Annotated in this window: 13 protein-coding genes; 8 read left to right on the forward strand and 5 right to left on the reverse strand. The window is 62.6% G+C overall.

Going from position 1 to position 18,396, the window contains the following annotated elements; all coding sequences use genetic code 11:
* Positions 1–21: 21 nt before the first annotated feature.
* The gene (locus EEB12_RS15895) at positions 22–1,209 is read right to left on the reverse strand and encodes a CaiB/BaiF CoA transferase family protein (RefSeq protein ID WP_020971408.1); all 1,188 of its coding nucleotides are present in this window, start codon (positions 1,207–1,209) and stop codon (positions 22–24) included.
* Positions 1,210–1,491: 282 nt separating this feature from the next.
* Between EEB12_RS15895 and EEB12_RS15900 the strand changes: the two genes are divergently transcribed.
* The 3 genes from EEB12_RS15900 to EEB12_RS15910 all read left to right on the forward strand — a co-directional run bounded on the left by EEB12_RS15900 (position 1,492) and on the right by EEB12_RS15910 (position 5,935).
* On the forward strand, positions 1,492–2,607 hold the full coding sequence (locus tag EEB12_RS15900) for an XdhC family protein (protein WP_141488098.1): 1,116 nt from the start codon (positions 1,492–1,494) through the stop codon (positions 2,605–2,607).
* A 102-nt stretch (positions 2,608–2,709) separates the two neighbouring features.
* A complete protein-coding gene (locus tag EEB12_RS15905) occupies positions 2,710–4,353 on the forward strand; it encodes a PucR family transcriptional regulator (protein ID WP_019746100.1) in 1,644 nt (547 codons plus the stop codon).
* Positions 4,354–4,501: 148 nt separating this feature from the next.
* Positions 4,502–5,935 carry a uracil-xanthine permease family protein gene (locus EEB12_RS15910; protein WP_020971407.1) on the forward strand — a complete coding sequence of 478 codons (1,434 nt, stop codon included), beginning with the start codon at positions 4,502–4,504 and terminating at the stop codon, positions 5,933–5,935.
* 103 nt (positions 5,936–6,038) lie between these two features.
* Here the strand turns inward: EEB12_RS15910 and EEB12_RS15915 are convergent, their stop codons facing one another.
* From EEB12_RS15915 to upp, 4 genes are all read right to left on the reverse strand, one after another.
* Positions 6,039–7,550, reverse strand: coding sequence for a carboxyl transferase domain-containing protein (locus EEB12_RS15915; RefSeq protein ID WP_141488099.1), 1,512 nt, complete (start codon positions 7,548–7,550; stop codon positions 6,039–6,041).
* Complete coding sequence (locus EEB12_RS15920; RefSeq protein WP_141488100.1) at positions 7,547–8,773, reverse strand: CaiB/BaiF CoA transferase family protein; 1,227 nt, start codon at positions 8,771–8,773, stop codon at positions 7,547–7,549. Before EEB12_RS15920 ends, EEB12_RS15915 begins: the two co-directional genes overlap by 4 nt.
* A 269-nt stretch (positions 8,774–9,042) precedes the next feature.
* The gene (locus tag EEB12_RS15925; RefSeq protein ID WP_141488101.1) at positions 9,043–10,740 is read right to left on the reverse strand and encodes a PucR family transcriptional regulator; all 1,698 of its coding nucleotides are present in this window, start codon (positions 10,738–10,740) and stop codon (positions 9,043–9,045) included.
* Positions 10,741–10,832: 92 nt separating this feature from the next.
* Positions 10,833–11,456, reverse strand: coding sequence for a uracil phosphoribosyltransferase (gene upp, locus EEB12_RS15930; protein WP_019746096.1), 624 nt, complete (start codon positions 11,454–11,456; stop codon positions 10,833–10,835).
* A gap of 223 nt (positions 11,457–11,679) precedes the next feature.
* Between upp and EEB12_RS15935 the strand changes: the two genes are divergently transcribed.
* From EEB12_RS15935 to EEB12_RS15955, 5 genes are all read left to right on the forward strand, one after another.
* Positions 11,680–12,789 carry a ring-opening amidohydrolase gene (locus EEB12_RS15935; RefSeq protein ID WP_003946033.1) on the forward strand — a complete coding sequence of 370 codons (1,110 nt, stop codon included), beginning with the start codon at positions 11,680–11,682 and terminating at the stop codon, positions 12,787–12,789.
* Between the two features lie 137 nt (positions 12,790–12,926).
* Positions 12,927–14,405, forward strand: a complete 1,479-nt coding sequence (locus EEB12_RS15940; RefSeq protein WP_020971405.1) for an amidase — start codon at positions 12,927–12,929, stop codon at positions 14,403–14,405.
* Positions 14,406–14,446: 41 nt separating this feature from the next.
* On the forward strand, positions 14,447–15,670 hold the full coding sequence (locus EEB12_RS15945; RefSeq protein ID WP_141488102.1) for an aspartate aminotransferase family protein: 1,224 nt from the start codon (positions 14,447–14,449) through the stop codon (positions 15,668–15,670).
* Positions 15,671–15,962: 292 nt separating this feature from the next.
* On the forward strand, positions 15,963–17,402 hold the full coding sequence (locus tag EEB12_RS15950) for a uracil-xanthine permease family protein (protein ID WP_141488103.1): 1,440 nt from the start codon (positions 15,963–15,965) through the stop codon (positions 17,400–17,402).
* Between the two features lie 89 nt (positions 17,403–17,491).
* Positions 17,492–18,394 (forward strand): FAD binding domain-containing protein, encoded by a 903-nt coding sequence (locus tag EEB12_RS15955; RefSeq protein WP_019746091.1) that lies wholly within the window; start codon positions 17,492–17,494, stop codon positions 18,392–18,394.
* The last annotated feature ends 2 nt before the right edge of the window (positions 18,395–18,396 follow it).

Raw genomic sequence — 18,396 nt, forward strand, 5'->3', positions numbered from 1 at the left:
TGCTCTGTTACTAGTGTGCGGTCAGATCACCGAATTTGCGCGAAGATCCTCGATCTCCTCCGGGCGCAGGCCGAAGTCGGTGAGTACGCCGTCGGCGTCACCGCCGAGAGTCATGGGTGGCGCATTCCTGACGGGAAGGGTCTTGCCGTCCACCCAGAACGGTCCGCGGACAACGGGAATCGATGTTCCGTCGGCGCTCTGGGTCTGCTCGACCATCTGCAATGCCTCGACCTGCGGGTCGGAGAACACCTGATCGATCGAATGAATCGGGCCGCAGGGGATTCCGGCACCGCGGATCTCGGCGATCCACTGTGCGGCGCCCTTCGTGGTCAGTAGGTCCTCGAGTTCTTTGGTCAGTTGGTCTCGGTGCGCCAAACGTTCTTTACCCGTGGCATATTCGGCACGGAAGGCGAGATCGGGGTCGCCGATAACCGAGCACAGCGCGATCCAGTGCTTGTCCGAGCCGGTGGCAATGTTGATCGGGAAGTCGGCAGTGTCGAAAGCGCCGTACGGCGTGATCGTCGGGTGCGTATTGCCGTTCGGCGTCGACACCCGCCCGGTGCTCAGGTAGTCCTGCGCCTGGAAGGTCATGATCGAGATCGCGGATTCCAGCAACGAGGTCTGCACGCGGTGCCCACGACCGTCGCGTCCGCGCGAAGCCAACGCCGCCGTGATACCCAGCGCCGCGTAGATGCCCGAGACCGTGTCGATGATGGGGATACCGACCCGCATCGGGGTCTGTTCCCCGGCGCCGGTGACCGACATCAACCCGGACATGCCCTGGGCCACCTGATCGAGTCCGGGCGCGAACTGGTCCGGGCCCACCGGGCCGAAACCACTGATGCTCATCACGACGAGACCCGGATTCTCCTGCTCGAGCGAATCGGGATCGAGCCCCATGTCGGCCAGCACTCCCGGACGGAAGTTCTCGACCAGCACATCCGCGTCGAGGGCCAGGCTGCGAAGCAGTTTCCGCCCGCGGTCACTGCGCATGTCGATGGCGATCGACCTCTTGCCGCGGTTCACGGAAGCGAAGTAGAGGCTTCGATCGCCGTCGAACGGCGGCCACTGACGCGAACTGTCGCCGGAGCCACGGGTTTCGACCTTGACCACGTCGGCGCCGAAGTCCGAGAGCAGCGACGTGCACAGAGGGCCCGCGAGAGCGCGGGTGAGGTCGAGAACTTTGATACCGCTGAGCAATTGGTCCATGGGAGAAACCTCGGTTCTGTGGTGTGCAACGTCGCCCACTCGATCCGTCGCACCATCTGCGTGAATTACCGCTGCAGTGATCGTCGGAGAGGGGAAGAATGAAGGTCAGGCCTGCTTTCGGCTGGGCTCGGTGACAACACTGGTCGAGAGCGCACGGTGATGCGACGGCGACATTGCACAACTGCAGGGCCCGGATTTAGGCGCATTGTGTGACAGGCAGGATTGCGGTGGGCCGATACCGTGAACTCTCTACGGACGGCGATGCAAGCGGGAGGCGAGGCGATGCGCGACATTTCCACTCAGCTGGCGCAGTGGCACGCCCGCGGCGAGGATTTTGCACTGGCGACGGTTGTCCGTACCTGGCGATCCTCACCGCGCATGCCCGGTGCTTCTATGGCCGTCTCACGCTCCGGCGAGGTGGTCGGCAGCGTCTCGGGCGGGTGCATCGAGAGTGCGCTGTACGAGATCGCCCAGGAGGTTCTCGCCGACGGCACCAGCCGCGTCGAGGTCTTCAGCGTCTCCGACGACGACGCCATCGGAGTAGGGCTGACCTGCGGCGGAACCATCGAAGTGTTTGTCCAGGCCGTCGGAGCCGATTTCGCCGAGTTCGGTCAGGTCTGTGAACGAATCGAGGCCGATACGCCCGTCGTCGTGGTCACCGAAGTGCGTCCGGGAGCGCCGGCGCGGCATCTCGTCGTCGAGCACGGCCGACGCAGCGGGGATCTGGATGCCACGGAGGACGAGGTCTCCATCCTGTTGCGCACGATGGACACCGGTGAGTCCGTAGCCTTTGTCGCGCCGGCGGGAACCCTCATCGATTCGCAGCACGACTTGCTGGTCGAGATCTTCGCGCCACTACCGAGGATGTACGTGTTCGGGGCCATCGACTTCGCGGCATCGATGTGTACTTTGGGCGCCTTTGTGGGTTACCGAGTGACCGTCGTGGACGCACGGCCGGTCTTCGCGACACGGGCGCGCTTTCCCGACGCCCACGATCTGGTCGTCATGTGGCCACACAAGTTCCTCGAAACCGCACCGATCGACAACAAAACCGTCCTGGCCGTGCTCACGCACGACGAGAAGTTCGACATCCCCTTGCTCGAGATCGCTCTGCGTTCGCCGGCTGCATACGTCGGCGCGATGGGAAGTCGTGCGACGCATGAGCGTCGGGTGGCGCTGTTGAAGGAGCGAGGCGTTACCGACGCCGAGTTGGGGCGTCTGCACTCACCGATCGGGTTGGATCTCGGCGCCAGGACGCCGGAGGAGACTGCAGTGTCGATCCTCGCCGAGATGACCAAGACCCTGCGCAATGCATCCGGTTTGGAACTGCGGGATCTGCAGGGGCCGATCCACCCGCCACCTCAGGAGAATCCGACCGCCCTGCATCGAACGGCCTGAGTCGACTGCGCTGAATTCGGACATCTTGTGTTCGGTGGGGATAGGATCGTTTCTTTCGTGAACCATCTTCCGTGATCCGAATGAAATCGAGGTGCCTGCCAAGTGGCAAACCCGGCCGTACCGGCATCCGAGGTGAATGCTGTTCTCTCCGAACTTCTTCGAACCCCGCTCCTTCCTGGTGTTCGAAAGGTCGCCGGCGGCTCCGAAGACCCGACGGTAGCCCGGGTGGGATTCATGGCGGTTCCGGACATCGGACCGTGGCTGCGACACGGACAGTTGCTGATCACCACGCCGGAAACCCTCGCCCGGGTCACCGAAACCTTCAAAGCATTTGTCGGACGGTTGTCGACGCGCGGAGTTGCAGCGCTCGCCGTCCAATTCGGCGCAGACGGGGACACTCTCGCGCCGGAACTGGTCGACGCGGCCGAAAGCGCCGGCTTCCCGCTCCTGGTTTTTCACGGTGCGTGCGATCACCCTGCGGCGAGAGACCGTGAGCAGACGGAGTCGGCCCAGATCGACGCCATGTTCGGGGCCGAGCGCTTGCGACGGCTGCTGGTCGACGTCGTGATGGGCGGCGGTGGCCTCCCACAATTGACCGAGGTCATCGCACGGGAGATGAAGGGCGCCGCCCTGATCACCACCTCGGACGGACGCGAGATCTGCCGCGCCGGGGATGCCGCGGAGCGCAAGCATCTGTCTGCCTGTCCCGCCGTCGATTCCACCGGTCGTCTGCGGACCGACACCGTCGAGGGCGGGTTGGGTCTGCACGAGTTCGACGGTCAATTCATCGCGGTGTCCGCGATTTCCGCCAATCACATCGATCACGGGCGTCTCGCGTTGTTCACCGGTGAGCGCGTGATGACGAGTTACGACCAGTACCTGGTCGAGCGAGCGGCGTCGGTGTGCGCGTTGGTCATCACCCGTGAGCAGGCCGTTGCGTCGGTGGAAGAACGCCATCGCGCCAACTTCGTTCACGACCTGCTCCTCGGCCGGGCCGGGGACCACGATCACGTTGTCTCCCACGCCAAGACGTTCGGTTGGGACTTCGATCGCCCGCTGGTGATCGTCTCGATCGAGCCGGACCCGATCGACGAACCGGCCTCTGCGGCGCCCGCTCGGCTGCCTGTCGTCGATCGCCAGGCGATGGCGTTCTCCGGGGCGATCGCCCACCGCGATCCCGGTGCGGCGGTGACCGCGCTGACGGGCGAGACGGTGATCGTCATGGGCGTCGGCACCGACACGATGGCATTGGTGCGGGACCTCGTCACGGTCGTTCGCGGTGAAGGTGGCGGCGGGAGAAGGCCGTTCAGTGTCGGGGTGTCCCGGCCGACAGCGGCGATCGACGCAGTCCCCGCGCTCTACAGTCAGGCGCGCACCGCACTGACCGTCGGACGCCGGATCTCCGGTCCGTGGACCGTGACTCAGTTCGACGATCTCGGTGTGTACAGACTGCTCAGTCTGGTCGAGGACGAAAACGAGCTGGAGACGTTCGCGCGGGAGACATTGCGGGAACTGACGGAGGAAACTGCCGAAGCGCAGGACATGCGCAAGACATTGGAAGTCTTGCTCGCGACCAACATCAACATCGCCGAGACAGCGCGCAAGCTCCACTTCCATTACAACACACTGCGTTACAGGGTCGTTAAGCTGGAGAAAATGCTTGGACCCTTCACGGCGCAACCCGAGCTCCGGCTGGATCTGTCTCTAGCACTGAAGATAACCGCGATGCGCGGCATCAATCACTAATATTGCCAATCCGGGTCCGTGGGTTCTGGCAGATTGTCATCACGTCGATACCCCTGCGCTGTAATAGCGTTTCACTCCAGTCACGGTGTTTTGTGAGCTGGAGCACACTCAGCGTTCGGACACCTTCCTCTGCACGAAAGGTCCCATCATGCCGATTTGGACGTTGCACGGAGATGGAAAGAACATCAGACCGGGTGAAGTGGTCGCTCCCGGCGAGCGGCTCAGCTGGGGAAGAACCATCGGGCTGGGCAGCCAGCACGTGGTGTCGATGTTCGGCGCGACGTTCGTCTTCCCGATAATCATGGGGCTCAATCCTCAACTTGCCGTGATGATGTCGGGCTTTTGTACGCTCTTCTTCCTGCTGGTGGTCAAGGGGCGCATTCCCAGCTACCTCGGTACGTCGGCGGCCTTTGTCGGTGGTATCGCCGCCATTCGTGCCCAAGGCGGAACATCCGCAGAGGTGACCGGCGCGATCCTGGTGTCCGGACTGGTCCTCGCAGCCATCGGTATCGCGATCCACTTCCTCGGTGGCCGGGTCGTATTCAAGGTTCTTCCCCCGGTGGTGACCGGCGCAGTGGTGATGCTGATCGGATTCAACCTGGCACCCGTCGTCGCGGGGCTGTACTGGCCGCAGGACCAGTGGGTGGCTCTGATCGTCATGGTGGCCCTGATCGTCATGAGTATCGCGCTACGTGGCTTCATGGCGCGCATCGCCATCTTCCTGGCGCTGATCTTCGGCTACGTCCTCTCCTGGATCCTCGACCGGGTCTCGGGCACGATCACCTCGTACGACGCAGGCACCGGTCAGATCACCGAGCACTTCCGCGTCAACTGGGATTCGGTGCAGTCGGCGTCGTGGTTCGGCCTGCCCCCGTTCTCGGACGAGGCCAACGGAATCGTCGGCATCCACGCTCCGTCGTTCAGCCTGACGTTCATCATCCTGGTCCTTCCCGGTGTCATCGCGTTGATCGCGGAGAATGCCGGCCACGTCAAGGCAGTCGCAGAGATGACCGGCGACGATCTCGACCCGTACATGGGACGCGCGCTCGCCGGTGACGGTTTCGCCACCGCCATCGCCAGCAGCGTCGGCGGTTCGCCCACCACGACGTACGCCGAGAACATCGGTGTCATGGCAGCGACCCGTGTGTACTCCACCGCCGCCTACGCGGTCGCGGGCATCGTCGCGATGATGCTCGGCTTCTCCCCCAAGTTCGGTGCCGTCATCTCGGCGACGCCCGGCGGTGTTCTCGGCGGAATCACCGTGGTGCTCTACGGCATGATCGGTCTGCTCGGCGCCAAGATCTGGAAGGAGAACGGCGTCGACTTCGGGAATCCGCTCAACCTCATGCCGATCGCGGCCGGCCTCATCATCGGTATCGGCGACACGGCTCTGAAGTTCAGTGACACGTTCTCGCTCAGCGGCATCGCGCTCGGCACCATCGTCGTGATCGGGATGTACCACCTGTGCCAGTTCATCGGTTCGAAGAACCCGGAGCTGAATGCGAAGAATCCGGAACCGAACAAGCCGGATTCGAAGGCTCCCGGCGGCGAACGGGAAGAACCCGCCCCGCAGCTCACGTGACACTTGGCTGAGTGTGCTCGATTGCCGAAGGCCGGACATCCTCCTTGGAGGATGTCCGGCCTTTCGCGGTGTGTGCGTGTTCTGTGTTCTGTGTGCTGATCGATCAGACGGCAGTGCTGGCTTCGACCAGGCCGATACGGTCGATGCGTTCGGTGCGGGTGATGAGCCGTTCAGTCGCATCGGTAGCACTGAGCACGCTCAGCTCGTAGTGCAGTACCGCTCCGACGCGAGTGCAGAAGGCGGCGGATTCGTCCGCGGCATCGGGAAATTCGGGGATGACCCGATCGACGATGCCGCCCGTGAGCAGATCGAAGGACCGTATCCCTTGACCGGCCGCCATCTCCGGCGCGTGCGTGACGTCGTGGAACATGATCGCGCTCGCACCTTCGGGAGGTAAGGGCGAGAGCCAACCGTGGCGGGCCGCCAGCACTCGATCGGCCGGAATCAGTGCCAGGGCGCCGCCGCCCGTGCCCTGCCCGAGCAGGAGGGAAATGGTGGGGACCTCGAGTGAAATCATGTCGGCTATGCACCGAGCGATCTCGCCCGCAAGTCCGCCTTCTTCGGCCTCCTTCGACAGTGCCGCGCCCGCTGTGTCGATGATCGTCACCAGCGGCAGGTCGAGTTCTGCGGCCAGCCGCATACCTCGCCGAGCCTCCCGCAGAGCGCCGGGGCCGAGTGGGGAGTGAGCAGTCTGTCCGCGCCGGTCCTGTCCGAGAAGGACGCAGGGCATGTCGCCGAAGCGAACCAGCGCGAGCATGATGCCGGGATCGTTCTCGCCCTGGCCGGTTCCGTTGAGCGGGAGCATGTCCGAGGCGGAATTGAGCAACACTTCCCGTATCCCCGGTCGGTCTTCGCGTCGGGATGCGACGACGGATTCCCACGCCGACGTATCGGGTGGGCAATCGTACGAGCACGGGTCACTGGGCAATAAGTACCCACGATGCGCCCCGGTGATGATGCGCAATGCGCGTTCGACGATTTCGGCGAGCTGGTCTGGCGGCCTCACTGCATCGATGAGTCCGTGCTCGTGAAGGTTCTCCGCTGTCTGGACACCGGCGGGGAAAGGTGAGTTGTACAAGGCCTCGAACACTCGAGGGCCGAGGAATCCGACGAGGGCCCCCGGTTCCGCGATCGTCACGTGACCGAGTGATCCCCAGGACGCGAATACGCCTCCGGTGGTGGGGTTTCGGAGATAGACGATGTAGGGCAGGTGCGCTTCTTTGTGCTTGATGAGCGCCGCGGTGATCTTGACCATCTGCAAAAACGCCGTCGTCCCCTCCTGCATACGCGTTCCCCCGGACGTGGGAAGCGCAAGAAGGGGCAGCTGCTCTTGGGTGGCTCGACGGATGGCGACGACGAGGCGTTCTCCCGCCGCCACGCCGATCGAACCACCGAGAAAACCGAACTCGCAGACGATGATTGCCACACGGCGGCCTCGGACGGAGGCGCTTCCGGTCAGGACGGACTCGTCGAGCCCGGTCTTCTCCTGGGCCCGCAGAAGTGCTTCGGCGTAGTCGGAGTCGGTCGCGACGGGAATCGGAGGGGTATCCCACGATTCCCAGGTGCCGGCATCGATCACCAGGTCGAGCAAGTCGCGAGCCGTCAGGCGGTTCATCGGGTGAATCCTTGTAGCCACGACATGATTTCGTCAGTGTCTTCACCGAGAACCGGAGGTGCAGTGTGGCGGGTCTCCGTCACTTCGGTTCCGTCCGGATCGAAAAATCGTAGCGGTGGACCGGGCAGTGTGATGTTTCCGAGCGTGCTGTGGTCGACGTCGACGAGCAATCCCTGTGATCGGGTCTGCTCCCATTCGTACACTTCGGAGATCGTCCGAACCCGTCCTGCCGGTATTCCGATGCGGTCGAGTTCGGTCAGAAGCTCGTCACGCGAATACGGTTTGAAGGTACGTTCGATCAATTCGACGACCTGGAAATGATTCTCGACGCGTTCGGCGTTTGTTGCCATACCGGGGGCGTCGGGATCGAGTTCGAACCCTTCGCAGAATCTTCTCCACAGGCTTTCGCTGCCGACCGAGATCTGTACTGCGCCATCGCCGGTACGAAAGAGTCCGTACGGTGCGATGGAGGGATGGTGGTTGCCTTGCGCTGTGCCTACCTCGCCGGCGACGGTCCACTTCGTTCCTTGAAACGCGTGAACGCCGACCACGCTGGCCAAGAGCGACGTTCGAACGACACGGCCTCTCCCCGTCTGTTCGCGTTCCTTCAAGGCCGCGACGACACCGAACGCCCCGTACATTCCGGCGAGAAGATCGGCGATCGGAACTCCGACTCGTTGAACGTCGTCCGGGCTCGAGCCGGTCAGCGACATGAGTCCGGCTTCCCCCTGGGCGATCTGGTCGTAGCCGGCGCGGCCACCTTCCGGGCCGTCGTGGCCGAAACCGCTGATGGACAGGACGATCAGTCGAGGATTGAGTTCGGCCAGCCGCTCGGTGGAGAATCCGAGTCGATCGAGAACTCCGGTGCGGAAGTTCTCCATGAGAACGTCGGCGCGGCAGACAAGATCTTCGAGGGTTGCGCGCCCGCTGTCGGATTTGAGGTCGAGCGTGATCGACTTCTTGTTCCGGTTCGTGGAGAGGAAGTACGTCGATTCCCGTTGCGTGTTCGGTGGTTCCAGCGGTGGCTCCACAAAAGGCGGCCCCCACCCACGGGTGTCGTCGCCACCGTGAGGTGATTCGACCTTGATCACGTCGGCACCCAGATCGCCGAGCATCATTGCCGCGTGAGGACCCGCGAGTGCGCGCGTGAGGTCGACGACAATCACGTTGTGTAACGGACCACTACGAGCACTTGTGTTGTGAGGCTTCGAAGTCGAGTTCATGTCGCACCGCCGTGTTCTGGTGTAATTGGCTGAGCCAGTTGGTGGTTGAGGCCTCCGTAGTTCGGTCGACTCCGGTCCGCTGGACCGAGAAATCGGCCAGGGCCACTGAAGGAGGTATGTGCGGCCCGTCATTCGAACCGTAAGCGCGCACCGGTCAACGGCACATGGGTAACCTTGCCGATGACGGGTATCAGTGGTGGGTAAGAAGTGACGAACGCTCAACGCATGGCGCGATTGCGGTTGTATCGAACCGTAATCGGGGCGTTCTGTCAGCTCATCTCGTGCATCTTCATGACCTGCAGGGCGAGTGAGACGTTCAATCGAAGGACGGGGTCGTCGGTGAACGATCCGACGACGCTCTCCAGCTTTCCGATTCTGTATCGCAAAGTGTTGTAGTGCATATGCAGTGCCCGGGACGCCTCGGCGACATTGCAATTGCAGTCGAGCAACGTCTGGAGTGTCAGACGCAAATCTGCGGCTTCGGCGTTGTCCGCCGACAGGGACTTCAGAACGTCATCGGTGAACGAACGCAGTTCGCTCTTGTCCGTCTGGAGCGAGAGGAGTCGGTGTACGCCGAGTTCGTCGAAGTGCGCGATCTGGCCCGGCCCGTTGATACGTCGGCCGACGACCACGGCCGTACAGGCTTGGTCGTAGGCAGCAGGTAGATCGGCCAGGGAGTAGATCACCCGGCTCACCCCCGTGCTGAAGGAGCGGCGGCCGCTGGTGCGATCTCCGGCAACCTTGCGCACCAACCCTTCGATGTCCCGAACCGCACGGTCGGTGCTGGTGGGGAAAAGCGTGACCACCTCGTGTCGAAACCCGACGGAGGGTGCCGTCCGCTCGTGGGTGCGTACCACTTGTTGCCAGCCGTCGCTGAGTCGATCTTGGTCCGTGCGCGTGGAATTCGCGTGCTGGGATTCCGGGTGATCGACGTCGAGTTCTGCAACCACTACGGCAAGTGGACGAGTGACATCCCACCCCAACTGGGTGAAGTGCGCGCTCACTTCCGCCGGCGAGCCGGCTTCACCTATCAGTGCGTCGCGGAGGAAGTCGCCGCGGAATTTGGATTCCACTGCCGCAACTGCCAGCTGCTTGGTGACGGCCAGCGCAGCAACGGTGGCCGCTCGCTCCAGCGCTTGGACGACAACCGCGCCGAGTTCGTGGGTGCCGGCGTACGCGACCATTCGGCCGTGGTCGGTGCCGCCGGCCACCACCCGGGTGAGCGCCAACTGACCAGGAAATCCTTTGGGCGCGTTCTGTAAACCGACAGCGACCCGTTCGGTCAGGAACCGACCGGTGCTTTCGAACAACGGAAGCGCGTTCAGCGCGGCTGAATCTCCGGCCTCCGTCAACACTCTTCCGTCCGGCGAGCAGATGAGAACGCTGACGTCGAAAAGCGCGGCGAATTCCGCGGCAATCTGGGGTAGATCGCCACCTTCCAAGACGATCGACGTCAACGAGCGGTGAAGACGATCGGCAATGTCGAGTGCCGCAGACTGCTTCGCCACCAACTTGGTGAAGACCTCCGAGATCACCTCGTCGAATCCTGCGGTGACGGGAAGAACCAACAACGGCAGCCCTCGCTGCTCTGCCATGTGCAGCATGGCTTCCGGCAGTTCGTCGAGATAGCGGCCCGTTTTAACGGCAAGTGCCGCGACTCCTCGGCGTGCGAGACCGTCGACGAGGTCGCTGAGATCTGTATCGTCGAGAAGCTCTCCGGTTCGCCCGTAACGCAGCGGGAACCCGGTTGTCACCAACAGTTCGTTCGGCTTCACCCAAGCGAGGATGTCCGGTACTTCCATCACGTTCACCGATTGAACGAGGTGGCGCAAGCCCCCGTGCCCGGCAAGGATTTCGGCTCCACGCAGACTGGGCAGCTCGAGGACATCCCGAACCGTCAGTCTGTAGTCGCCACCTTCTGGCAAATGTTGAAGCTCTTCGCTCGAATATTTGGCAGATCTATCCATGTCGCGAGACTACGCTCGATCACGCGACGAACATTGTCAACAGTTGACGAAAATAGCCTCTCGAAATGAGTGGTTCTCCGTATGTCTGCCAACTACCGTGGTCCGAATTGGCGATCGCCCGCGTCTCCGAGTCCAGGTACCAGGAAAGCATTTTCGTTCAGGCCGTCGTCGATGCTCGCAGTGAGGAGCCTGACTGGATGTCCGGAGTTCCTCAGTGCTTCGATCCCCTCCGGAGCCACGACGACACATATTGCAGTCACATCGGTGGCTCCGCGTGCAATGAGCAGATCGATTGTGCGGATGATGGATCCACCGGTCGCCAACATCGGATCGAGGACGTAGACGGGGGTGCCCGACAGATCAGCGGGAAGGGACTCCAGATACGGAACCGGTTGGTGTGTCTTCTCGTCTCGTGCCATTCCCACGAAACCGACACCTGCCTGCGGAATAAGGGCACTCGCCTGCTCGACCATGCCGAGGCCCGCTCGCAAGACCGGTACCAGGAGCGGTGGATTTGCCAGCCGCACTCCCAGCGTCGGAGCAACTGGCGTCTCGATGTCGAACTGTTCCACTTCTGCGCCGCGCATGGCCTCGTAGACCAACATATGGGTCAGTCTGCGCAAGGCGGACCGGAAAGTTGCGTTGTCGCTGCGAGCGTCGCGCATGGTCGTGAGCAGCGATGCCGCCAGCGGATGGTCGACAACAGTGGTGTCCATGGTCGAATCGTAAGTGAGAACCGATGGGGCGGCGCACAACCGGTGAATTGGAGTCGAAATAACCAATCGCGGTTTTCGTTTGGGCAACTATTGACGATGCCGAAGGGTTCGAGTCGTCATAGCGTGGTCGGCATGGCAGTTCCGAACCGCTCGGCTGGGCTGGGCGCCAGGAGCTGTCAAGGCCCAATTTTGCCTCCACGATTCCCTATACAAGGAGATGCCAATGCCCGAAGCAATCGAGGTCCGTAAGGTTCCGCTACACAGCGTCTCCGACGCCAGTGAGCTCGCCAAGCTGATCGACGACGGTGTCCTCGAGGCCGACCGCGTCATTGCAGTCATCGGCAAAACCGAGGGTAACGGCGGCGTCAACGACTACACGCGAATCATCGCGGACCGAGCGTTTCGAGAGGTTCTCTCCGCCAAGGGTAATCGCAGCCCCGAAGAGGTGGCGGAGGTGCCGATCGTCTGGTCAGGCGGCACGGACGGTGTGATCAGCCCGCACGCGACGATCTTCGCGACGGTACCGGCAGACAAGGTCACCAAGACCGACGAGCCGCGACTGACCGTGGGTGTCGCCATGAGTGAGCAGCTGCTGCCCGAGGACATCGGTCGTACCGCAATGATCACCAAAGTAGCTGCGGCAGTGAAAGATGCGATGGCCGATGCCGGAATCACCGATCCCGCCGACGTGCACTACGTACAGACCAAGACTCCGTTGCTGACAATCCACACCATCCGTGACGCCAAGAGTCGCGGCAAGACCGTGTGGACCGAACAGACTCATGAGTCGATGGACCTGTCCAACGGCGGTACGGCGCTCGGAATCGCGGTTGCACTCGGCGAAATCGACATGCCGACCGACGAGGATGTCATGCACAGCCGCGAGCTCTTCTCCTCTGTTGCATCCTGCTCGTCCGGCGTCGAGTTGGACCGTGCTCAGATCGTTGTCGTCGGTAACGCACGTGGCGTCGGCGGACGCTACCGGATCGGCCACAGCGTGATGAAGGATCCGCTCGACCAGGACGGCATCTGGGCGGCGATCCGTGACGCCGGACTCGAACTTCCGGAGCGGCCGCACTCGAGCGACCTGGACGGTCAACTCGTCAACGTGTTCTTGAAGTGCGAGGCCAGCCAGGACGGAACGGTCCGCGGCCGTCGTAATGCGATGCTCGACGACTCCGATGTGCACTGGCACCGCCAGATCAAGTCGTGCGTAGGTGGAGTCACGGCAGCTGTCACCGGTGATCCGGCAGTGTTCGTCTCGGTCTCGGCAGCGCATCAGGGCCCCGAGGGTGGCGGCCCTGTCGCCGCCATCGTCGATCTCGGTCAGTAGCCGGTAAGAACCTCGCTGGAAACTTCGACAGTCGCGCGCCGCCACCGGTAATTCGTCCTCGAATCAGTTGCCGGTGGCGGCGAATCCGACCGAGATTCTGCCGGCGCAACCCACTTCACTGCTTGAAAGGATTCACGATGGTTCATGCTGCTGACCCTGTCGACGAGAGCGTTTCCGGTGCGCCCGAGAATCGCGAGCTCGTCATGGCCGATGCGGTCACGCTCAGTGGTCTGATACGCAGGCGTGAAGTGTCGTGTGTCGAGGTGATGGACAGCTACCTCGACCAGATCGAAGTTCATAACCCGGCGGTGAACGCGATCGTCGCATTGCGGGATCGGGAAGCATTGACGGCGGAGGCGCGCGAGCGTGATTCGCAGTTGGCGAGTGGGCAGTATCTCGGTTGGATGCACGGGTTTCCGCATGCGGTGAAGGATCTTTCGGCAGCCAAGGGTCTGCCGTTCACGTCCGGGTCGCCGATGTTCGCGGATCGAATCGCCGAAGAGGACGACCTGTTCGTCAAGCGGATCAAGTCTGCCGGTGCCATCGTGATCGGCAAGACGAACACACCGGAGTTCGGGCTCGGATCGCAGACGTACAACCCGGTGTGGGGTACGACGGTGTCGCCGTACGACAATTCGCGCACTGCCGGCGGTAGCAGCGGAGGCGCCGCAGCGTCGTTGGCGCTTCGCATGCTGCCGGTGGCTGATGGAAGCGATTACATGGGTTCGCTCCGAAACCCGTCGGCGTTCAACAACGTTGTTGGGTTTCGACCTTCCTGGGGTCGGATACCGGAGACGGGATTCATCGCTCAGGGCGCTGTTGTGGGTCCGATGGGCCGAACCGTCACCGACGTGGCTCACCTGCTCTCCACGATGGCGGGACCGGATGCCTATGCACCGTTGGGGATTCGTGAGAATCCCGCTGTGTTCACCGAAAGCCTCGCACGGGATCTGAAGGGCTCTCGGATCGCATGGGTCGGTGACTGGAACGGCTACCTGGCAACCGAACCTGGAGTTCTCGAGTTGTGCGAATCCTCGTTCGAGGTCTTCGAACAGTTGGGGTGCCGCGTCGAGGCTGCGCTTCCTGACTTCAAACCCGAGGACATCTGGCAACTGTTCCTGCGATGGCGTTGGTGGGCGCAGCTCGGTTTGATCGATCAGTACAACGATCCGAGTTTGCGTGAGTTGATGAAGCCCGAACTGTTGTGGGAACTCGGGCATGCGGTCACCCTCTCGGCACTCGACGTGACCAAGGCTGCGGAGGCCCGCAACGGCTGGCTGTCGGCCATTACCAAGATGTTCGAAACCTACGACTACATTCTCGCGCCGAGTGCTCAGGTGTTTCCTTTCGACAAGAACACTCACTGGCCCGAGACCGTCGACGGGCGGTCGATGGACACGTATCACCGGTGGATGGAGACGGTTGTTCCCTGGACGATGGCCGGGGTTCCGGTTGCGGGGATGCCGGTCGGCTTCGACGATCGTTCGCTTCCCATGGGTATCCAGATCATCGGTCGGCACGGAGCCGACGTGGACGTACTCCAACTCGCCTACGCATTCGAGCAGGCAACCCAGTGGGTCGAGCGGGTTCTTCCTCCCGCACTCCGCGTGAACTGACCTAATCTATTTCGAACGTATCCAGTTGGGAGAGAACGACGATGGCTTCGGCATTGTGGCACGGGTTCGCGGACATGGGCGCTGTGGAGAAGAACGGCGCGTTTGTCGTCTCTCGCGGTGAGGGCGCGTGCATCTGGGACCGCGAGGGCACTCGGTATCTGGATGCGACGGCGGGCCTGTGGTTCACCAATGTCGGGCACGGGCGCACGGAGATCGCGGATGCGGTGGCGGCTCAGTTGTCGAAGATCGCTCATTTCTCCAACTTCGGTGATTTTGTTCCCGAGACCACGCAGGTGTTGGCGGAGCGGTTGTCGAAGATCGCGCCGGTTGCCGGGAGCAAGATCTTTTTCACTTCGGGTGGTTCGGATTCGGTGGACACTGCGGCGAAGCTCGCTCGCCGGTACTGGCACGAGGTGGGGCAGCCGGAGAAGGTGATCATCGTCGGTCGTCAGAAGGCGTACCACGGAATGCATGTTGCGGGAACGGCTCTGGCGGGTATTCCGGTGAACCGTGAGGGTTACGGCGAGCTGATGGCGGATGCGGCCACGGTCGGCTGGGATGATGCGAAGAGTCTGCTCGAGTTGATCGAGAGGATCGGTGCGAACAAGATCGCCGCGTTCTTCGCGGAGCCGATCATCGGTGCCGGTGGGGTGTATCTTCCGCCGGAGGGGTACCTGGCCGAGGTGCGCGACATCTGCCGCGAGCACGACATTTTGTTTGTCGTCGACGAGGTCGTGACCGGTTTCGGTCGTATCGGCGGCGAGTGGTTCGCGTCCACCCGTTTCGATTTGCAGCCCGACATGATGACCACGGCAAAGGGTTTGACGTCCGGTTACGTTCCGATGGGTGCGGTGTTCATCGCGCCGCGGGTGGCGGAGCCGTTCTATGCGGGTTCGTGGTGGCGTCATGGTTACACGTACGGCGGGCATGCCGGTGCTGCTGCGGCGGCGATGGCGAACCTCGACATTCTCGAGCGTGAGAATTTGCTTGGGGAGTCGAAGCGTCTGGAGGCGTCGTTGCATACGCATCTGCAGCCGTTGGCCGAGCATCCGCGAGTGGCGGAGGTTCGTAGTGGGCTCGGTGCGGTCGCTGCGGTGCAGTTGGCTGATCCGGCGGAGGCGTTGCCGTTCGTGAAGACGTTGCGTGAGCACGGTATTTCGGGTCGCGCGGCGGGTCAGGGTGCGATGCAGATTTCGCCGACGTTCGTCATGACCGACGATCAGGTCGCGGAGATGGCAGCAGGGATCCTCGCAGCCCTGGGCTAGGTGCCTCGTTTTCCGTTGACAGACATCGTGTTACGGAATCATTGAGCCGAAGAAAATGTTTGGACCCTTCGCGGCGCGGTCCTCATTTCGGTCGAAACTGTCTCCAGCACTGACGATGACCCCTGCCCGCGTCATCTGCCACCATTGTTGCCAATCTCGGCGAGTGGGTTCTGGCAGATTGTCATCACGTCCAAATCTGATTGCTGCATTAGCGTTTCACTCCAGACACGGTGTTTGTGAGCTGGGGCACAAAGCATTTCGAACACCTTCCTCCTTCGCGAAAGGTCTCGTCATGCCGATCTGGACGTTGCACCGAGACGGAAAGAACATCGGACCCGGTGAAGTGGTCGCTCCCGGCGAGCGACTCAGTTGGGGAAGAACCATCGGGTTGGGTGGCCAGCATGTCGTGTCGATGTTCGGCGCGACGTTCGTCTTCCCGATCATCATGGGGCTCAATCCTCAACTTGCCGTGATGATGTCGGGCTTTTGTACGCTCTTTTTCCTCCTGGTGGTCAAAGGACGCGTCCCCAGTTACCTCGGTACGTCGGCGGCCTTCGTCGGCGGCGTTGCCGCTATTCGTGCTCAGGGTGGAACGACGGCGGAAGTGACCGGTGCGATTCTGGTGTCGGGGTTGGTTCTGGGATTCGTCGGCATCGCCATCCACTTTCTCGGCGGTGGCGTCATCAGTAAAGCGCTACCGCCGGTGGTCACCGGCGCTGTGGTGATGCTGATCGGTTTCAACCTGGCGCCCGTTGTCGCGGGGTTGTACTGGCCGCAGGACCAATGGGTGGCACTGATCGTGATGGTTGCCCTGATCGTGATGAGCGTTGCGCTACGCGGCTTCCTGGGACGTATCGCCATTCTCGTCGCGCTGGTTTTCGGCTACATCTTCTCGTGGGTCCTCGACCGGGTCTCCGGTCCGATCACGTCCGCCGGCGGTAGTGGAGCACCCACCGAGCACTTTCGTGTCAACTGGGATTCGGTGCACTCGGCGTCATGGTTCGGGTTGCCGCCGTTCTCGGACGAAGCCAACGGAATCGTCGGTATCCACGCTCCCTCGTTCAGCCTCACGTTCATCGTTCTGGTCCTTCCCGGTGTCATCGCACTGGTCGCGGAAAACGCCGGTCACGTCAAGGCCGTCGCCGAGATCACGGGCGACGATCTCGACCCGTACATCGGACGCGCAATTGCCGGTGACGGTTTTGCCACCGCCATCGCCAGCGCAGTAGGCGGCTCTCCCACGACGACACACGCCGAGAACATCGGTGTCATGGCGGCCACTCGGGTGTACTCGACCGCCGCGTACGTGATCGCGGGTGTCATCGCGATCCTGCTCGGCTTCTCCCCCAAGTTCGGGGCGGTCATGGCGGCGACTCCCGGCGGCGTTCTCGGCGGAATTCTTGTGGTTCTGTTCGGCATGATCGGTCTGCTCGGCGCCAAGATCTGGAAAGAGAACGGTGTCGACTTCGGGAATCCGCTGAATCTGATGCCGATCGCCGCCGGTCTGATCATCGGTATCGGCGACACGGCTCTGAAGTTCAGTGACACGTTCTCACTCGGAGGCATCGCGCTCGGCACCATCGTCTTGATCGTGATGTACCACTTCTGCCAGTTCGTCGGGTCCAGGAACCCCGAACTGAACAGGCCGGAGCCCGGCAGGCGACCGGGCTCCACGACGGGTCCGGATACGTCAGATGACGAACGGGAAGAGCCCGTGGCGCAGCTCACGTGATGCCAAGTTGAATGTATGCCAGGTATGACCCGTGACCGTTGTCACATCTGCACAAAACGTGAAGTGACTCATAGAGGCAGGATTGAGTAATGAAACCGTCGCCGCTGACTTATCACCGACCGTCCTCGGTCGAGGACGCGTGCCGAATCCTCTCCGAGGTCTCTCACGAGGGGAAGGTGCTCGCCGGTGGGCAATCGCTTGTGCCGCTGCTGTCCATGCGCCTCGCCGCGCCCGCCCACATCGTCGACATCGGATCGATCCCGAACCTCGCTTCGGTGACCTCGTCCGAAGACGAAGGAGTGCGGTTCCAGGCCCTGGCCACGCACTCGGTGCTGGCGGCCGACGAAGGTGCTCGTCGAGTTCAGCCTCTACTGAACCGTGCTCTGCAGTTGGTAGCGCACCCCACGATCCGTAACCGCGGGACGAGCGTCGGTTCCATCGTCCATGCCGACCCGTCGGCGGAGATGCCGGCAGTCCTGACACTGCTCGGCGGCAGCGTGACCGTCCAGTCGGTGCGTGGCACCCGCGAGATCGCGTCGACGGATCTCTTTGCCGGTCCTCTCGAGTCGAGCCTGGAATCGGACGAGATCGCGGTGTCGGTGTCGGTGCCCGGCGCCGAACCCGGAGTGGGGACCGCCATCGACGAGATCGCGCGTCGTCACGGTGACTATGCACTGGTCGGCGTCGTCGCCCGGATTCGCGTGGTCGACGGTCTGGTGGCCGAAGCGCACATGACGTACGTGTCCGCCGGAGAGCTGGGGCAGGTCGTGGACTACACGGACGTGCTGGCGGGGGCGTCCGCGACGGATCAGCGAGACCCGCGATGGCGCACTCTCGGAGAATGCGCCCGCGCGCAGATAGATACCGAGGCAGACATTCACGGGACGGCGGCGTACCGCTCGCAGTTGGTGTCCGCGCTCACGGCGCGGGTCGGCTTCGCGGCGGCAACGGATGCTCTCAGTGAGAACGCAGTACTGGCAGGAAAGTGGTGACA

It is taken from the genome of Rhodococcus sp. WS1, assembly GCF_003797745.1.
GTDB lineage: Bacteria > Actinomycetota > Actinomycetes > Mycobacteriales > Mycobacteriaceae > Rhodococcus_F > Rhodococcus_F erythropolis.